The sequence below is a fragment of the Streptomyces sp. WMMC1477 genome (assembly GCF_027460245.1).
In the GTDB taxonomy this organism is placed as follows: domain Bacteria; phylum Actinomycetota; class Actinomycetes; order Streptomycetales; family Streptomycetaceae; genus Streptomyces.
In genome coordinates, this window is the sequence record NZ_JAPZBD010000003.1 from 5,059,995 (window position 1) to 5,077,357 (window position 17,363).

17 protein-coding genes are annotated in these 17,363 nt (G+C 75.5%); 9 read left to right on the top strand and 8 right to left on the bottom strand.

Going from position 1 to position 17,363, the window contains the following annotated elements:
* Positions 1-90 precede the first annotated feature (90 nt).
* The 3 genes from O7609_RS22125 to O7609_RS22135 all read left to right on the top strand — a co-directional run bounded on the left by O7609_RS22125 (position 91) and on the right by O7609_RS22135 (position 2,405).
* On the top strand, positions 91-1,269 hold the full coding sequence (locus O7609_RS22125) for an ROK family glucokinase (RefSeq protein WP_269735250.1): 1,179 nt from the start codon (positions 91-93) through the stop codon (positions 1,267-1,269).
* On the top strand, positions 1,266-1,853 hold the full coding sequence (locus tag O7609_RS22130) for a hypothetical protein (RefSeq protein WP_269735249.1): 588 nt from the start codon (positions 1,266-1,268) through the stop codon (positions 1,851-1,853). The genes O7609_RS22125 and O7609_RS22130 overlap by 4 nt, the downstream gene beginning before the upstream one ends.
* 336 nt (positions 1,854-2,189) lie before the next feature.
* Positions 2,190-2,405 (top strand): hypothetical protein, encoded by a 216-nt coding sequence (locus tag O7609_RS22135; protein WP_269735248.1) that lies wholly within the window; start codon positions 2,190-2,192, stop codon positions 2,403-2,405.
* 96 nt (positions 2,406-2,501) lie between these two features.
* Here O7609_RS22135 and O7609_RS22140 read toward each other — a convergent pair whose 3' ends face one another.
* The 4 genes from O7609_RS22140 to O7609_RS22155 all read right to left on the bottom strand — a co-directional run bounded on the left by O7609_RS22140 (position 2,502) and on the right by O7609_RS22155 (position 5,226).
* Entirely contained in the window at positions 2,502-2,924 is a 423-nt protein-coding gene (locus tag O7609_RS22140) for a hypothetical protein (RefSeq protein WP_269744104.1), read from the bottom strand.
* Positions 2,925-3,002: 78 nt separating this feature from the next.
* Positions 3,003-3,659, bottom strand: a complete 657-nt coding sequence (locus O7609_RS22145) for a class F sortase (RefSeq protein ID WP_269735246.1) — start codon at positions 3,657-3,659, stop codon at positions 3,003-3,005.
* On the bottom strand, positions 3,652-4,488 hold the full coding sequence (locus tag O7609_RS22150) for a DUF4397 domain-containing protein (protein ID WP_269744105.1): 837 nt from the start codon (positions 4,486-4,488) through the stop codon (positions 3,652-3,654). Before O7609_RS22150 ends, O7609_RS22145 begins: the two co-directional genes overlap by 8 nt.
* Before the next feature lie 114 nt (positions 4,489-4,602).
* Complete coding sequence (locus tag O7609_RS22155; RefSeq protein ID WP_269735244.1) at positions 4,603-5,226, bottom strand: sigma-70 family RNA polymerase sigma factor; 624 nt, start codon at positions 5,224-5,226, stop codon at positions 4,603-4,605.
* A gap of 153 nt (positions 5,227-5,379) precedes the next feature.
* Between O7609_RS22155 and O7609_RS22160 the strand changes: the two genes are divergently transcribed.
* From O7609_RS22160 to O7609_RS22185, 6 genes are all read left to right on the top strand, one after another.
* Positions 5,380-6,372, top strand: a complete 993-nt coding sequence (locus O7609_RS22160) for a MerR family transcriptional regulator (RefSeq protein ID WP_269744106.1) — start codon at positions 5,380-5,382, stop codon at positions 6,370-6,372.
* 121 nt (positions 6,373-6,493) lie between these two features.
* On the top strand, positions 6,494-7,741 hold the full coding sequence (locus tag O7609_RS22165) for an NAD(P)/FAD-dependent oxidoreductase (protein ID WP_269735242.1): 1,248 nt from the start codon (positions 6,494-6,496) through the stop codon (positions 7,739-7,741).
* A gap of 101 nt (positions 7,742-7,842) precedes the next feature.
* Positions 7,843-8,553, top strand: coding sequence for an SDR family NAD(P)-dependent oxidoreductase (locus O7609_RS22170; protein ID WP_269744107.1), 711 nt, complete (start codon positions 7,843-7,845; stop codon positions 8,551-8,553).
* On the top strand, positions 8,550-9,785 hold the full coding sequence (locus O7609_RS22175) for a lycopene cyclase family protein (RefSeq protein WP_269735240.1): 1,236 nt from the start codon (positions 8,550-8,552) through the stop codon (positions 9,783-9,785). Before O7609_RS22170 ends, O7609_RS22175 begins: the two co-directional genes overlap by 4 nt.
* Positions 9,782-10,510, top strand: coding sequence for a methyltransferase domain-containing protein (locus O7609_RS22180; protein WP_269735239.1), 729 nt, complete (start codon positions 9,782-9,784; stop codon positions 10,508-10,510). Before O7609_RS22175 ends, O7609_RS22180 begins: the two co-directional genes overlap by 4 nt.
* A complete protein-coding gene (locus tag O7609_RS22185) occupies positions 10,507-12,093 on the top strand; it encodes an FAD-dependent oxidoreductase (RefSeq protein ID WP_269744109.1) in 1,587 nt (528 codons plus the stop codon). The genes O7609_RS22180 and O7609_RS22185 overlap by 4 nt, the downstream gene beginning before the upstream one ends.
* Before the next feature lie 41 nt (positions 12,094-12,134).
* On the opposite strand, the gene O7609_RS22190 is transcribed toward O7609_RS22185, so the two are convergent.
* Genes O7609_RS22190 through O7609_RS22205 form a run of 4 tightly spaced genes read right to left on the bottom strand, consistent with a single transcriptional unit; the run spans position 12,135 to position 16,845 of the window.
* Entirely contained in the window at positions 12,135-13,151 is a 1,017-nt protein-coding gene (locus tag O7609_RS22190) for a DUF5914 domain-containing protein (protein ID WP_269735237.1), read from the bottom strand.
* Position 13,152: 1 nt separating this feature from the next.
* Positions 13,153-14,148, bottom strand: a complete 996-nt coding sequence (locus O7609_RS22195; RefSeq protein ID WP_269735236.1) for a phytoene/squalene synthase family protein — start codon at positions 14,146-14,148, stop codon at positions 13,153-13,155.
* Positions 14,135-15,706 carry a phytoene desaturase family protein gene (gene crtI / locus O7609_RS22200; RefSeq protein WP_269744110.1) on the bottom strand — a complete coding sequence of 524 codons (1,572 nt, stop codon included), beginning with the start codon at positions 15,704-15,706 and terminating at the stop codon, positions 14,135-14,137. Before crtI ends, O7609_RS22195 begins: the two co-directional genes overlap by 14 nt.
* Complete coding sequence (locus O7609_RS22205; RefSeq protein WP_269735234.1) at positions 15,703-16,845, bottom strand: polyprenyl synthetase family protein; 1,143 nt, start codon at positions 16,843-16,845, stop codon at positions 15,703-15,705. The genes crtI and O7609_RS22205 overlap by 4 nt, the downstream gene beginning before the upstream one ends.
* Positions 16,846-17,363 lie beyond the last annotated feature (518 nt).

Consider the following 17,363-nt stretch of genomic DNA (forward strand, 5'->3'; position numbering starts at 1 on the left):
TGGTGCGGCCCGGACGGCCGCGGCGGCGCACCTCGACCGGCTCCGCCGCTCGCCCGGCCAGGACCGAAGGGGTGAGGCACAATCGAGCTGATGAGTACGTACCGTGACCGCACGTCCTCCCACGGCTCGGCCCGGGCCACCGTGCTCCGCACCGTCGCCGCCCGCGGCACGTCCGGCGCCCGGGAGCGGCGCTCGCACCTGTCCGCGCCCCGCGTGCCCACGGTGGGCATCGACATCGGCGGCACCAAGGTGATGGCCGGGGTGGTGGACGCCGAGGGCACCATCGTGGAGAAGGTGCGCACCGAGACGCCGGACAAGTCCAAGAGCCCCAAGGTCGTCGAGGACGTCATCACCGAGCTGGTGCTCGACCTCTCCGACCGGCACGACGTGCACGCCGTCGGCATCGGCGCCGCGGGCTGGGTCGACGCCGACCGCTCGCGCGTGCTCTTCGCCCCGCACCTGGCGTGGCGGGACGAACCGCTGCGCGAGGCCCTCCAGGCCCGGCTGGCGGTGCCGGTCATGGTCGACAACGACGCCAACACCGCCGCCTGGGGAGAGTGGCGCTTCGGCGCGGGCCGGGGTGAGGACCACCTCGTCATGATCACGCTCGGCACCGGCATCGGCGGCGCCATACTGGAGGACGGCCGGGTCAAGCGCGGCAAGTACGGGGTCGCCGGCGAGTTCGGCCACATGCAGGTCGTCCCGTCCGGTCACCGCTGCCCCTGCGGCAACCGCGGCTGCTGGGAGCAGTACAGCTCGGGCAACGCCCTGGTCCGCGAGGCCCGGGAGCTGGCCGCCGCCGACTCCCCGGTCGCCCAGACCATCCTCGACCGCGTCGACGGCCGCACCGCCGACATCACCGGGCCGCTCGTCACCGACCTGGCCCGCGAGGGCGACCCGATGTGCGTCGAGCTCTTCCAGGACATCGGCCGCTGGCTCGGCATCGGGCTCGCCAACCTGGCCGCGGCCCTCGACCCGTCCTGCTTCGTCGTCGGCGGCGGCGTCAGCGCGGCCGGTGACCTGCTGATCGACCCGGCCCGCGAGGCCTTCCACCGTCATCTGACCGGCCGGGGGTACCGCCCCGAGGCCCGGATCGCGCGAGCCGAGCTCGGGCCCGAGGCCGGACTCGTGGGGGCCGCCGACCTCGCCCGGCTCGTCGCCCGGCGCTTCCGCCGTGCCACGCGGCGGCGGCTGGAACGGTACGAGCGCTACGAGCGGGCCGCCGCCCAGCTCGGGCTGACCCCGCGCGGTCGGGAGGTGAGCCGGTGACCGCCGTCCTCGACGACACCCGTCCCGAGCACCCCGGGCAGCCGGGGCCGCCCGGCCGGCCGGCCCCGCCCCGGCGGCCGCGCCGCTGGCTCGCCGGCCTGGTGGTCGTGCTCCTCGTCGCCGTCTCCACGGCCTACATGGCGCTCTCCGCCTACCAGAGCCGCGACAGCGGCAAGGACAAGCAGGCCGTCGCCGCCGCGACCGGGCTGGAGTGGCGCTGGCCGCGCAAGGTGACCCGGCGTGTCTTCGACGTGCCCATTCCCCGCGGCTCGACCTACGTCGGCTACTACGAGCAGAACGCCTGGGAGACCAGCACCCTCTACGTCCAGTTCCGCACCTCGCCGGAGGACCTGGAGTGGTTCCTCGGCGAGCTGGGCACCAGCAGCGCCCGCCTGAGCCCGGGCGCGGAGGCCGTCTCGGCGCGCCAGTCGGACGTCGTCGACTGGGAGCTGGACCGCACGGGCCACGAATACGCCGGCACCACCGTGGACCTGCCCGGCCTGCGGCCCGAGGTGGCCGTGACCGTCGACCGCACCCGCCCGGACCGCCCCCAGGTCTACGTCGTCTCCACCGCCTCCTTCTGACGGCGGACACCGCCCGCGGCGCGCACCGGCAGGCCCGCTGCCGAAGGTGTTGCCGACCAGCGGCCGGGGCATGGCGGGAGCTCAACGTCTGCGGCGGAATTCCCCGGACGCGCCTCCGCGACGAAACCGAGGTCTTTCCCGGTCTGGTCACCGGCGCCCTCGAACGCGGCGGACCGGGCATCCGGCCGGGAGGCGGCCCCGGAACCGGCCGACGCACCGCGCCTACCGGTCGCGGGCCGTCTGCGGCCTGCTCCGGTTGGCTGCTTCGAGTGGCCGGTCCGTCCGGCGGGCGCTGTGATGGACAAGCCGGTACATTCCGAGGAAAGCGAGCCATCTGTGATCGTCAAGAAGCTGCATGATTCCGGTATCCGGGCGGAGCACGCGTACGCCGCGGGCTTCGTCTCCATTGGGCTGTCCGTCCTGACGTGGTGCACCTCGCTGAGCGTGGAGAAGAAGGGCGAGGAGCGCGCTGACCGGTGGGGGATCTTCGTCGGTGAGTGGGCGCCGACCTTCTTCGGGCTGGGGCTGGCCCTGTCCACCTACGAGAAGTGACTTTCCGCCGCCCCACCGGGCCGCGCGGGCGGGGAGAAGTGCGGCCCCGCCCGCGCGGCCCGGTGCCGATCCCGTCCTCTCACCGGCCCGGTGCCGTCAGCACCCGCCCGCGGAGGACCGCGCTGAACGGCTCCGCCGCCACCAAGTGAAGGCGAGCGTGACGACGAGTACCAGCACCAGGAAGACGTTTCGACGCTCCCTCTTGCGCGTGGGGGCGGAGCGCCGGGAGCCGTCGCCCCCCGGGCGGTTGCTCGGATCGGACCGGGGCGGTGCCGCTGCCTTCGTGTCGGTGCCGGCGATCTCCTCCGCGATGTACTCCCAGACGCGCTCCGGAGGGGCGACCGGGAGGTCCGGCTCCTCGACGCGGCGCGCGGTGCCGACCACCCGGGTCATGCGGTCCAGCTCCGCCGAGCAGCGTTCGCATGAGGCGATGTGCCGCAGGGCCGCGCCGTCGTCGTGGTGCGGAACGTCGTTTCCCAGCGCCAGTTCCACCAGGTGCGCGGACTCGATATGGGTCACCGCTGCCTCCTGCTCCTGTGCTCGGTCGCTGCCCGTACCGGTACCGGATCGTGCTCGGGCACGGACGAGCCGGGTCGTTCAGCCCGCGAGGGGCTCCGCGGTGACCACCAGGTTGGCCTGGTAGCCGCCCTGGTCGGGGACGAACGGAGGCGCACACGTGACGAGCGTCAGGACCGGCGGCCCGGTCCGGCGGAACGTGGAGTCCGGGAGTTCGTCCTTCGGCACCGTCGAGCGGGCGGTGACGCGGTAGCGGGCCGGCTCGGCACCCTGGCGGCCCACCTCGATCTCGTCGCCGGGTTCCACGTCGTAGAGCGCGGCGAACTCGCCGAGGTCTCCGGTCTCGCTGTCCACGTGTCCGACGAGTACGGCCGAGCCGTGGGGGCCTCCGGGTGCCGGACCGAAGCGGTACCAGCCCGCGACGGCCGGATCGTCGGGGACGGCCACGCCGCCGGTCCCGTCGACGCCCACCGGCTCGATGCGGGCGTCCAGGTCGACGTCCGGGACCTCGATCCGGTCGGGCGCGTTCCGGCGGAGGGCGTTCGAACCGGTGGGCGGTCTCGTCGCCTCGCCCGACGGTGGCGCAGCGGATTCCACGACCCGCGCGGGAGCGTCGGGGCCGAAGTCGGGCGGCGCCCCGGCGGGTTCCGAGGAAACCGTCTCCAGCACGGCGACCGCCGCGAGAGCGGCGGTCGCCAGCGAGGAGAGGACGATGAGCCGTCGGGTCCGGTCAGCCACGCCGGCCCGCGGTCCGGCGGATCACCAGGGCGCCGGCCAGCGCGACCATGCCGCTCGCGGCCGCCCACGCCAGCCACTGGTCCGAGGAGTTCGTTCCGGCGGCGGCGCCGCTGCCGCTGCCCGCGTCCACACCGTTGGGTGCGGACTCCATGCCCTTGAGCGTCTGTGTCGCGAGCGCGAGGTTCTCGTCCTCCGCGCTGCCCCAGGCGTAGACGATGTTGTTGGCGCCTTCCTCCAGGTTCAGGTCCGCCGGACCGATCGCCACGGTGTCGGTACCAGCCAGCGTCACGTCGGCCGACACCGTGCCGGCGTCGACCACGGCCGTGTCCTCCTTCGGGTTCTCCAGCCCCTTGAACACGGGCTGCTGGTCCGCCCGGACGTCCACGGCCGGCGCGGCGGCGACGTGGCGCACGGTCAGCCGTGCCTTGCCGGCGTCGACCTCGGAGACGTCGTTGACGAAGGCCGTGAGCTGGGGCTCGCCCTCGGCGGAGAGGTGGGCCGCGATCGTGGCGTTCGCGCCTGCCGGGACCTCTATCTCCTTCTCGATGGCCGGAGTGCCGTCGGGGCCCTGGCCGGCCTCGAAGACCTGGATGTCGTAGGTACCGGCGTCCAGGGACTGGGGTTCGGTCACCGTGCCGGGCTCGAAGTCGCCCAGCAGTTCGTTCCCGTTGGCGTACACGTCCACGGTCAGACCGGGAACGCCGTGGAAGACGGAGACCATGGCGGAGTCGTCGGCGTCGGAGGCCGCCATCGCGGGTGCGGTGACGGAGAGGGCCAGGACGCAGGCTCCGGCGGAGGCGCCGAAGACGAGGGGAATACGCGAGGTCATGAGAGTGATCCCTTCGTAGCGAGACGCCCGGTGTGCCGTCTCGTGACTGTCTTGTCTCTGTTTCGTTCGAGTGCGCCGCCGCGGATGCGGGCGGTGGGCTGTTTTCGTCGCGTCCTACGGGACGTTGCCGTCGGCGCGACCCTGTTCGATCCCCTCGCGCAGCCGCAGGAGGCCGCGGCGGGCGTGGCTCTTGACCGTGCCCAGCGGCACGCCTGTGCGGCGGGAGATCTGCGCCTGGGTGAGGTCCTCGTAGAAAGCCATGCAGAGGACCCGGCGCTGGGGTTCTGGCAGATGGGAGAGCTCGTTGACGAGGAGTACCCGGTCGAGGCTTTCATCCGTGGGTGCCATGTCCTGGGGGTGACCACCGGCCTCGTGCGTCACCTTGTCGACCAGATTAAGCCGTTTCGTCCGGGCCGCAAGTGCATCGACGATCTTGCGCCGTGTGATGCCGACGAGCCAGCCACCGAGTGGGCCGCGCTCCGGGCGGTAGCCGTGCCGCCCGCGCCAGGCGCCGAGGAACACCTGCTGGGTGACGTCCTCGGCCTCGTGGGAGTCTCCGAGTGAGCGGGTGGCCATGGTGTGCACGAGCGCACCCCAGCGCCGGTACACGGCCTCGAAGGCATCCTCGTCGGAGGCCCGCAGGCCCCGGGCGAGTTCCTCGTCGGACCGCGGGTCCTGTGCGGCCGGGGAGCGGGTGCTCCCGGGCCGGGCGTGCGGGGGGCGGGTGTGCGTGGTCATGACCTGCTCCTCTTGCCGTGAGCCCCGTCGACGGGGGCAACCCGCGCGGTGGGTCCGGTCGGCGCGCGGGCTGTTGCCGGCGACGCGGTCCCAATCTGGCCAAGACAAACGACGCACACAACATGCATCGTTTGTGCGTCGTAATATGGATGCATGCGAAGCGAGAGGGATATCGGGGGAGAGGCGGATGAGCGTCTCGCGGGCACGCTGACCACCGGGGAGGTGGCACGGCGGCTGGGCGTGGCGCCGACCACCGTCCGTTCGTGGGACCGCCGCTACGGGCTCGGCCCCCAGGAGCACACCGGCGGCCGCCACCGCCGCTGGGCGGCGGGGGACGTCGCGCGCCTGGAGCGGATGTGCGCCCTGACGGCGACCGGCATGGCGCCGGCCGAGGCCGCGCGTCTGGCCCTCAGCGACACGGGCGTGCGGCCGCCGCGCGAGGCCGTCGCCACCCCGGTGCGCCCGGCGGCCCGACGGCGCGGGCGGGCGGGCTCCGGCATGCGGCTGGGCGACGTCCGCCACGAGTGCAAGGGCGTCGCACGCGCGGCCCTGCGCCTCGACGCCTCCGCCCTCGACGCGCTCCTGAGCGAGACCATCGCGGCGCACGGCCTGATCGCGGCCTGGACGGAGGTCATCATGCCCGCGCTGCAGGCCGTCGGCCGCAAGTGGGAGAGCTCCGGGGAGAGGTACGTCGAGGTCGAGCACTTCCTGTCCTGGCACGTCTCGGGCGCACTGCGGCGCCACGCCCCGCCCGTGGCCGCCGACCGGCCCGGCGCGACCACGGTGCTGGCCTGCGTGCCCGCGGAACACCACACGCTGCCCCTGGAGGTGCTGGCCGCCGCCCTGGCCGAACGGGGCCTCCCGGTCCGCATGTTCGGCGGCGCCCTGCCCGTCGAGTCGCTGGTGGCCGCCGTGCGCAGGACGGGGCCGGCCGCGGTGGGGCTGTGGGCGCAGTCCCGGACCACGGCCAGCCGGCCGCTCGCCCAGCACGTGTCGGCCCTCGAGTGGGGGGTCCGCGGCGCGCGCAGGAGGCCGGTCGTCCTGACGCTCGGTCCCGGCTGGGCCGGGCAGACCACCTCGGGTCTGCCGCATCCGGCCGGGCTGGCGGAGGCCGTCCGGACGGTGGAGGCGGCCGTGAACCGATGAGCGGTCGATCCGTTCGGGCCCGGGCCGTGGTGGCGCCTGGCATCACCGGACGCGACGTGCTCGGGTGGACGCCGTGCGCGTTCGGCGCCCTCGTGCCGAAGAGAGCCGGAGGAGGAAGAACATGACCCGTCATCCCCGTGGTGCCGTGGACACGATCGTCGTCGGAGCGGGCCTCGCGGGCCTGGCCTGCGCCCTGGACCTGTGCCGCGCCGGACGGCGGGTGACGCTGCTGGAGGCGTCCGACGCGGTCGGCGGCCGGATGCGCACCGACCGGCGGGACGGGTTCCTGCTGGACCGCGGGTTCCAGGTGGTGAACACCTCGTACCCCCAGCTGCAGCGGCGCCTCAACCTGCGCGGTCTGCGGCTGAGGCCGTTCACCCCGGGCTTCGTGGCGCACACCTCGGCGGGACCCGTCCGCCTGACGGACCCCACGCGGCGGCCGTCGGCGCTGGGGGAGCTGGTGCCCGGCCGGGCGCTGCCCGCCCGGGACCTGGCCGCCATGACCGCACTGACCGCGCGGGACGCTCTCGCGCCCGTCCGCCTCCTCAAGCGGGGCGCGGACCGGTCCACCGCGGACGCCCTCGCCCGCGCCGGGGTGTCGGCGCGGACGGTCACCGAGATCCTGCGGCCCTTTCTGTCGGGGGTGTTCCTGGAGGACCGGCTGGAGACGTCCGCCCGGTTCTTCCACCTGGTCTGGCGGAGCATGGTCCGGGGGACGCTCTGTCTGCCCGCCGACGGCGTCGGCGCCGTGCCCACCCGGCTCGCGCAAGGCCTGCCGGACGACGTCCTCCGGCTGGAGGCGCCCGTCGCCGCCGTCACCGCCGCGGGCGTGCTGCTGGAGGACGGCTCCGAACTGCCGGCCGCCACCGTCGTCGTGGCGACGGACGCTGCCGCCGCCGCCCGCCTGCTGCCGGGCCTGACCGTGCCGGACGGCCGGACGGTCACCACCTACTACCACGCCGCCGAACGCACCCCGCTGGCCGAGCCGACCCTGGTGGTGGACGGCTCCGGAGAGGTGCTGAACACCTGCGTGCTGACCGAGGCGGCCTCCACCTACGCACCGCCGGGCACCGCGCTGATCTCCACGTCCGTGCTCGGCGAGGACCGGCCCGGCGCGGCCGTGGCCGTGCTGCGGCGCCTGGCCGAGCTGTACGGCACGGACACGAGCGGCTGGCGTCGGGTCGCCGTCCGCACGGTCCGGGGCGCCCTGCCGGCGATGCGGCCCCCCTGGCCGCTGAGCCGCACGACACGGCTGTCCGCGGCCAGATACGTGTGCGGGGACCACCGGGCGACCGGTTCCGTGCAGGGCGCGCTGGCCTCGGGCACCCGGGCCGCCCGGGAGGTTCTCGCCGACCTGGCCCGCGCATGACGGCCGGTCTGATGGCGCGTGCCGCATCCAGCGGGCGCCGACACCCGGAAGAGGGGGTGAGAGGAAAGGCCTCGACCAACCCCTGCCTTCGGGAGTGCGATGTGAAACTCGACGGCGCGCGCGTGCTGGTGGTCGGCGCGACCGGTACGCTCGGCGGCGCCCTCGCCGCCGAACTGGCCGGCCGGGGCGCCCGGCTGACGCTCGCCGGACGCGACCCGGCGCGCCTCGTGCGCGCCGCCGGTGCGTATCCGGGGACTCCGGCCGTCGTCTTCGACGCCTACGACCCCGAGTCCTGTGCCCGCGCCGTGCACGGCGCGGCGGCCGGGATGGGCGGGCTCGACGCGGTCGTCACGGCCTTCGGAGCGGTCGCGTTCGGCCCGGCGAACGAGGTCGGTGACGAGATCGCGGAGCACCTGATGGCGGTCAACGTCCTGGCCCCCGTTGCCTTCTTCCGTGCCGCGCTCACCGTCATGGAGCCCGGCTCCACGATCGCCGCCCTCACCGGCGTGGTCGCGGAGCGCCCGCAGCCGAGGATGGCCGACTACAGCGCCTCCAAGGCCGCGCTGAGCGCCTGGCTGGGAGCCGTGCGCCGCGAGGCCCGAGCGCACGGCATCCACGTCCTGGACATCCGTCCCGGGCACCTGGACACGGGCTTCGCCGACCGGGCCGTCGCGGGCACGGCCCCGCCGATGCCTCCCGGGGGCGACCCGCTGCGGGTCGTCGCCGCCGTGGCCGACGCGATGGAGGCGGACGCCGAACTCCTGCGCAGCGCCGCGGACGGGACCCCCGTCGTCGAACGGCGCGCCCGGTGAGCCGGTCCTCCCGCCCCCGCGACCCCGCGTCCGAGGTGGTCATCGTCGGCGGCGGCGCGGCCGGGCTCAGTCTCGCCCACCGGCTGACGGAACCCGGTTCCCCCACCTTCACCCTCGTCGAGGCACCGGACGGCCCACGGCGTCCCCCCGAGCGGACCTGGTGCTACTGGGACCGCGGGAACGGCCAGTTCGAGCAGGCGGTCACCGCCTCCTGGCACCGTCTGCGCGTCCACGGCACCGACGGCCGCCCGGTCGTCGTGGACCCGTCGCCGCTGGGTTACCGGATGCTCCGCTCCACCGACGTCGAACGGCTGGTGCACGCCCGAGTGGCCGGCACCCCCGGCGCCCGCGTCCTGCGCGCGACCGCGGACACGGTGCGCAACACCGCCGACGGCGCGGAGGTCCGGTGCACGACGCCGGACGGCCGGACGCTGACACTCCGCGCCCGCCACGTCTTCGACTCCCGCCCGCGCCCCACGCCCCCACCGGCCCGGACGCGGCTGCTGCAGCACTTCCGGGGCTGGTTCGTGCGCACCGAGGACGAGCCCTTCGACCCCGCGGTCGCCGACCTGATGGACTTCCGGGTTCCGCAGCCGCCCCACGGACTCGCCTTCGGCTACGTCCTCCCCCTCGCGCCGAACCGAGCCCTCGTCGAGTACACGGAGTTCTCCCGGAGCCCGCTGAGCACGAGCGCGTACGAGGTGGCGCTGGCCCACTACTGCCGCGACGTCCTGGGGCTCGGCGCCGTCACCGTGGAGTCGGCGGAGCAGGGTGTCATCCCCATGACCGACGCGCGCTTCGCCCGCCGGGCCGGCCCCGCCGTCTTCAGGATCGGGACCGCGGGCGGCGCCACCCGCCCGTCGACCGGCTACACCTTCGCCGCCGTGCAGCGGCAGGCCCGGGCCGTCGCCACCGCCCTGCGCGCGGGCCGTGCAAGCGCGTTCCCGCCCCACGGCAGGCGCGCACTGGCCATGGACGCCGTGCTGCTGCGCGCCCTGGACACCGGTCGCCTCGACGGCCCCGACTTCTTCACCCGCCTGTTCCGCCGCGTCCCCGCCGAACGCCTGCTGCGCTTCCTCGACGGCGACACGTCCCCGTGGGAGGAGTGGGGTATCGGCCTGCGGACCCCGGTGGGCCCTATGCTCCGGACCGTCGTCGAACTCCCCTTCCTCCCGCACCGCCGCCACACCGCCCCGCGAACCGCCCCCCGAACCGGAGACGACCACCGATGACGCTGCTGCGCGACCACGAACTGGCCCGCGCCTTCGACCACGCCGCGCCCACCTACGACCGCCTCACGGCGCTCAACCCCGGCTACCGCTCCGACCTCCTCCGCTCGGCACGCCGGCTGCGCCTGCCCCGGGACGGCGCCGGGGCGCACGTGCTGGACCTGGGCTGCGGGACCGGAGCCTCCACCCGGGCGCTCCTGCGGGCGGCACCGCGCGCGCGGATCACGGCCGTCGACGCCTCGCCGGGCATGCTGCGGCGGGCGCTGGAGAAACCGTGGCCGGCCACGGTGCGCTTCCGGCACCTGCGCGCCGAGGAGGCGTCGACGGGCGGTGACGGACCGTACGACGCGGTGTTCGCCGCGTACCTGTTCCGCAACGTCACCGACCCCGACGACGTGCTGCGGACGGCCCGGTGCCTGTTGCGGCCGGGCGGCCGACTCGCCGTCCACGAGTACAGCCTCAGCGGCTCCGCGCCGCACCGGGCGCTGTGGACGGCCGTCTGCCGCGGCGCGATCATCCCCGCGGGCACGCTCGGCGGCGACGGCGCGCTCTACCGCCACCTGTGGCGCAGCGTCCTCGACTTCGACACCGTGCCCGCCTTCTGCGCGCGGCTGGCGGAGGCGGGGTTCACCGGTGTGCGCGCCGTTCCCGTCGCCGGGTGGCAGACCGGCATCGTGCACACCTTCCTCGCCCGCAACGGGGCTCCGGAAGCGGGGGCGGACCGGTGAGCGCCTTCCCGCGGGCGGCCCGGCGGGGCCGCGACCGCCGAGCCGAGATCATCAGGCCCGCCGCCGGCCGGGACCGCTTCGCCCCCGAGAACGCCCCGGGCGTCGCCGTGGTCGGCGGGGGCATCGCCGGGCTGGCGGCGGCCACCCTGCTGGCGGAGCGCGGGGCCCGCGTCACCCTCTACGAGAGCCAGAGCACGCTCGGCGGCCGTCTCGCGGGATGGCCCACCCGCCTCGCGGACGGCTCCGAGGCGACCATGAGCCGCGGCTTCCACGCCTTCTTCCGCCAGTACTACAACCTGCGCGGCCTGCTGCGGCGGACCGACCCCGGGCTCGACCGGCTCCGGCCGCTGCCCGACTACCCGCTCCGGCACAGCGGCGGGCTCACCGACAGCTTCGCGAGCGTTCCGCGCACCCCACCGCTGAGCGCGCTCGGATTCGTCGCCCTGAGTCCCACCTTCGGCTGGCGCGACCTGGCAGCCATGGACCCCCGGGCCGCGCTCCCCCTCCTCGACGTGCGCGTACCCGAGGTCTACGAGCGCTTCGACGGCATGAGCGCGACGGCGTTCCTGGAGCGCGTCCGCTTCCCCGAGGCCGCTCACCACCTGGCCTTCGAGGTGTTCTCGCGCAGCTTCTTCGCCGATCCCCGCGAACTGTCCGCCGCGGAACTGCTGCTGATGTTCCACATCTACTTCCTCGGCTCCGCCGAGGGGCTGCTCTTCGACGTGCCCACCGAGCCCTTCCCGCAGGCCCTGTGGGAGCCGCTCGGGGCCTACCTCCGGCGTCTCGGCGCCGACCTGCGCACCGGCACCCCGGTGCGCGGCCTCCACCTCGGCGACGGCGGGGGAGCGGAGGTGCTGACCGACGGCGGTGTCGACCACCACGAGGCCGTGGTGCTCGCCCTCGACCCCGCGGCGCTGCGGGCGCTCGTCGCCGTGTCACCCGGCCTCGGCACCCCGGCCTGGCGCGAGGACATCGACGCCCTGCGGACCGCGCCCGCCTTCCTCGTCTCCCGGCTCTGGCTCGACCGGCCGGTCGCCGCCGACCGCCCGGGCTTCCTCGGCACCAGCGGCTACGACGGCCTCGACAACATCAGCGTCCTGGACCGCTACGAGGGGGAGGCCGCCCGCTGGGCCGCGCGGACCGGCGGTTCGGTGGTGGAACTGCACGGCTACGCCGCGGCCGGCCCCCGGGAGGCCGTGCGGGAGCGCCTCGTCGACGGCCTGCGCCGCATCTACCCGGAGACGGGGCGGGCCCGGATCCTGGACGCCCGGCACGAGTGGCGTGCCGACTGCCCCCTCTTCCCGGTCGGCTCCCACGCCCGCCGGCCGGCCGTGGCCACCCCCGACCCGCAGGTCGTGCTGGCCGGCGACGCGATCCGCTGCGACCTGCCCGTGGCGCTCATGGAACGCGCCGCCACCACCGGGTTCCTGGCGGCAGGCGCGCTGCTCTCCCGCTGGGGCGTGCGCGGGCAGACGCTGTGGACGGTCCCGAGGACGGGCCGCTCACGCGCGCTGCGGGCCCTCGGCAGGCTCGCGGACCGCCGGAGACCGGACGACCGCGGCGTACCGGACCCCGTGGGCTGAGCCGGGCCGGGCTGACCGCCCGGCCCGGCGGCCCGGCCGCCTCAGCCCGGGAACCGTCCCCTGCTGCGCAGCGCCCAGCGCCGCTCCGCGTAGGCGAGGTCGTCGCGCCACAGCCGTCCGGCCGTCCGCCGCATCAGCGGCCGCAGCGCGGGCGCGGCGGACCGGGCCAGGGCGAAGCCGCGTCGCCCGGAGGCGGCGACGACCGCTTCCACGACCGCGGTCCTCGGCTGCTCGGCGGCGTCGCCGGTCAGCGGCGTGGCGTGCGTTTCCACCACCGACGTGGCCCCCTCGCCCTCCGTGATGCGCATGACGACGGTCCGGGGCCCGGGAGCCGTGAACTCGGCCCGGACCGGCACCACCAGACGGCCGGTCACCCGGAAGGAGACGTCGACGACGAAGACGTCGTCCTCCTCGCCCCGCGGTGGCCGGGCCACCGTCAGGTCCACGAACGAGTACGGGTGGAACCACGCACCGTGCCACGGGTCCAGCCGGTTGGCGACCACGTCCTCGGGCTCGCAGCGGCCGGCCGCCGTGAAGACGGCGTCCACCCCCCGGTCCGCCTCCGGCCGCGCGGGCACCACGGGCCGCTCCGACGGCTCCTCGCCGCCGACCGCGTCCAGCCGTACCCACACCAGCACACCGTCGTCGTGGACCGGGTACGGCTCCCACCCGGCGAACGCACCGCCGTCCAGGGCCAGCCCGTGCCAGTGGCACACCAGCGTCCCGCACACGACCCGGCTCTCGCGCAGGGGCGCCCCGAGATGCGGGCAGGCGCCCGGCCCCGCGTGCAGGGCACCGGACTCCGACCGCCACAGCACGATCTCGACGCCGCCCACCGTCCGGCCGCGGGGGCGGCCACCGGGACGCACGTCCCGGGAGGCACCGACGACGAACCAGTTGCCGGAGGGGCGCGCCGAGGCCCGCTTGAGCGCGTCGGCGATCAGCGCCGGGCGTGCGTCCCGCCATGTCGGCTCCTGCGCGGCCCAGCCGGCGCCCCGATGCCGCCGGAGCGGGGGCGTCCAGCCCCTGGGGCGGAAACGATCCGATCGGCTGCTCACTTCACCGGTCCCTTCCACTGGGGTGTCGCGCCGCCCGCCCGGTGGACCGGGTGGCCTCGTCGCCGACCCGACGCCGACGCGCGGCCGCGACGCGGACGACGCCGGCCGCCGCCACGGCCGCCCGGCGCCCGCGCGGCACCACCGCGCGGCGGTGCAGCACGGTGTAGCCCTGGTCCGCGATCGCGTCGAGGATGCCGCCGTAGAGGGTGAACGCGGCGCGGATACACGGTCGGGTGAGCGGGTCGAGCATGGCGATGCCCGGTTCCGCCGCCCGGTACACCTTTCGCGTCATGGCCTCGGCGGCGACGAGGGCCGCACGGATGCGGGGGTCGGTCCGCCCCGTGCGGCGGCTCCACTCCAGCAGCGGCCGGTCCACGCCGTGGGCGGCCAGCAGGTCCGCCGGCAGGTAGACGCGCCCGCGGTCCAGGTCCTCGCCCACATCCCGGAGGAAGTTGGTGAGCTGGAAGGCGACGCCGAGATCGGCGGCATGCGGAGCCGCCTCCCGGCGGGGCACGACGGTGCCGAGCACCGGCAGCATCTGCAGCCCGATCACGGCGGCCGAGCCGTGCATGTAGGACCGCAGGGCGTCGTAGGTCGGGTAGTCCGTCACGCTCAGATCGCTGCGCATCGACGCCAGGAAGTCGGCGAACAGCGCGTGCTCGATGTCGTAGCGGGCCGCGGTGTCGGCGACGGCGCGCACCACGGGCTCTTCGCCCCCGCCGGTGCGCAGCCCGTGGGCGAGGTCGCTCTCCAGACGCAGCAACAGCCGGTCGCGCTCTTCCGGCGTCCGGCGCCGGTCGAGGTCGTCCACGATGTCGTCCGCCCAGCGGGCGAAGCCGTACAGGGCGTGCACGGCGGAGCGCCGCTCCACCGGAAGCAGCCGGGTCGCCAGGAAGTAGGTCCTGCCGTGCCGGGCGTTGAGCCGCCTGCACCGGGCGTAGGCCGCGCGCAGGGCGGGGTCGGTGATGCCGGCGGCGTCGAGTTCACGACGGGTCATGCGCGCCTTCCGGGGTCGAAGCGGCGGTGGGGGCGCTGCGCGGTGCCGAACCGGGGCGCCCGGCACGACGGCTCGCCACCCCGCCGGTCACGCGCGCTGCGGCGAGCTTGCCGCTGATGAGCACCGGCGGCACGCCGACGCCGGGAGTGGTGCCGCAGCCGGCCAGGACGACGTTCTCCACGCCGCGTACGAGGTTGCGGGGACGGAACGGGCCGGTCTGGGCGAAGGTGTGCGACACCGAGAAGGGGCTGCCCGCGGCGTGTCCCTGCGCCGCCCAGTCGAGCGGCGTCACGAGCAGCTCGTCCCGGACGCTGTCCGCGAACCCGTCGAGGCCCCGGCGCTCCAGCTCCGCGACGAGGCTGTCGCGGTAGCGCGGCCCCAGGTCACGCCACGCGGCGGCGGAGGGGCCGACGGCGGTGTTCGGGCAGGGCGCCAGCACGTAGTGGAGGTGCCGCCCCGCCGGCGCCAGCCCCGGGTCGTGCGTGGTGGGCCGGGTGATCAGGAACGAGGGGTCGCTCATGAGCCGCCCCGAGCGGGTCAGCTCCTCGAAGGTGCGCTCCCAAGCGGCCCCGAAGGACAGGGTGTGGTGGGCGAGGCCGGGCCAGGTGCGATCTGTTCCGGCGTGCAGGATGACGGCCGAGGGCGAGTACCGCAGGGGCACGGGGCGCTTCGGAGCCCGCCCCAGGAGCCGGTGGGCCGTCGGCAGCTCACAGGTCAGCACCGCGGCGTCGCAGGGGATCCGCTCGCCCGAGGCCAGGCGGACGGCGCGGACCCGGCCCCCCGACCGCTCCAGCTCGGTGACCTCGGACGACCAGCGGAACCGGGCGCCGGCGGCCTCCGCGGCGTTCGCCATGCCCCGGGGCAGGGCGTGCACGCCTCCCTTGGGGAACCAGACGCCGGCCACGGTGTCCATGTACGCGATCACCGCGTAGGCCGCGAGGGCCCTGGCCGGGGCCACTCCGGCGTACAGGGCCTGGAAGGAGAAGACGCGGCGCAGCCGGGGATCGGCGAGGAAGCGGCCGATGCACCGGTCGAGCCGCCCGAAACCGCCCAGGGCCGCCAGCCGGGCCAGGTCGGGGTGCAGCAGGCGCAGGGGCGAGTCGAAGTTCGTGTCGACGAACCGGCGCATCTGGGCCCGGTACAGCTTCTCCAGCCAGACGCGCAGCTCCCGGTAGCCCGCGGCCTCCGCGGGTCCGGCGAACCGCCTGACCTCGTCCTCCATCGCCCGGCCGTCGGTGTGGACGTCGAGTGAACTCCCGTCCGCGAACCGGGCCCGGTAGGCGGGGTGCAGGGCCGTCAGTTCGACGTGGCGGCCGAGGCTGTCGCCCACGGCCGCGAAGGCCTCGTCGGCCAGGTGCGGCATGGTCAGCACCGTGGGCCCGGTGTCCAGTGCGTAGCCGCCCAGACGCCGGTGCCCGGCCCGGCCGCCCGGTCCGGCGTCCCGTTCGAGGACGGTCACCTCCCGGCCCGCGCCGAGCAGGTGCAGGGCGCAGGCGAGCCCGGACAACCCCGCGCCCACCACCACCACGTGGTCCGTCGGACCCGTCACCGTCCTCATGCCGCCTCCCCGCTGTGCTCCGGTGCCACGCCCGAGGCCCGTTCGACGAGCGCGGCGAACTCCCGCCGTACGACGGGCCCGGCGCCCGTCCTGCCGAAGTGCCGCACGCTCTCCGTGGCCAGCCGCGTGATCTTCGCTTCGACGGCGGACCGCGCCCCGCCCCGCTCCAGGGCGCCGCGCATGCGCCGCACCGCGTCGTCCGACAGGGGCGGCTCGCCCGGCGAGAGGTCGGCCGCGGTCGCGTGGTCGCCGGAGTCCTTGGCCAGCTTGAGGCCGATGGCGAGCAGGCAGGTGAGTTTGCGCGCCCGCAGGTCGTCGTCGGACGGCTTTCCCGTCAGCGCCGGATCGCCGAAGGTGCCGATGAGGTCGTCGCGGAGCTGGAAGGCCAGTCCGGCACACCGTCCGGCGCGGCGCAGCGCCTCCAGGGTCGCCGCGTCGGCGCCGGCCAGGACCGCGCCCAGTGCCAGGGGCCGCTCGACGGTGTAGAGAGCGCTCTTGAGGGTGGCGATGGTCATGGCCTCGTCGGCCTCCGCGGTCCCCGTGGCCTGGGCCCGGACGTCCCGGTACTGGCCGGCGACCATCTCGCTGCGCATCGTCTGCCACTCGCGGTGCAGGCGCTGACCGCGCGGCGTCCCCAACGCCGTCTCGGCCAGCAGGTCGTCCGCCCAGGCCAGGGCGAGGTCCCCGGCCAGCACGGCGGCGGACGTCCCGAACGCCCCGGCCGGGCCGGACATCCGCGCGGCCCGGTGCATGCGGGCGAGGTCGACGTGCATCGCCGGTCCGCCCCGGCGCAGCGGTGAACCGTCCATCACGTCGTCGTGGATGAGGGCGCAGGCCTGAAGGAGTTCGAGGGCCGCGCCCGTACGCAGCACCGCCGTGGCGTCCCCCGAACCGCCGGCGGCCCGCCACCCGGACCACACGAAGGCGGTCCGCAGCCGCTTGCCTCCGCCCCGGACGAAGGCGGTGACCCGCTCCGCGACGTCGCGGGCGAAGACCGGATCCGTGTCGCGGGCCGCGCTCAGCCGCTCGTCGAGGACGCGGCCGAGCTCCGCCTCGACGGCCCGGACGGCGTCGCGGGCGGTGAGCGGACCGTCGACCGGTCTGACCGGTTCGGCCTCGGTGGGCCGCAGTACCAGCATGCACAACCCCTTTTCACTCTCGGTCACCTGCACACCTGTGCTTTCTGCCGCGTGCCCGTGTGCGGATGCGCTGACAACGCGCCGACGCGCGGCCCGTCGCCGGGGACGCCCGGGCACGGAGCCCGGGGACGCCCGGCGCGGCGCATGCCCCGGCCGGCGCCGTATGCCCCGGCGCGGGGGTGCGGCCGACGTGGTCGGCGGAGCGGAGGAGCGGGGGCTGAGCTGGTCGCCGAGGTGCCGGTGCACGGGGCGTTCCTCCCCAGTCGCGACCACGGGCGTGCCGGTCCCGTCGGTGGGGCCGGCACGCGCCGGGGGTCGAACGAGGCGGGCACGTCGAGCCGCGGGGGCCGCACGCCGCGTGTACGGAGCGGTGCGCGCACGCGGGGCGGTCGGCGGCTGCGGTGTGCCACGGTTGCTCGCAGATCGTAGCGTTCGCCCGGGATGTCCGGTGTGAGGACACGGTGGGGGCGCGTGTCCCGGCCGGGTCCCCACCGTCACGGGGCCCGTTGATCGCGCCC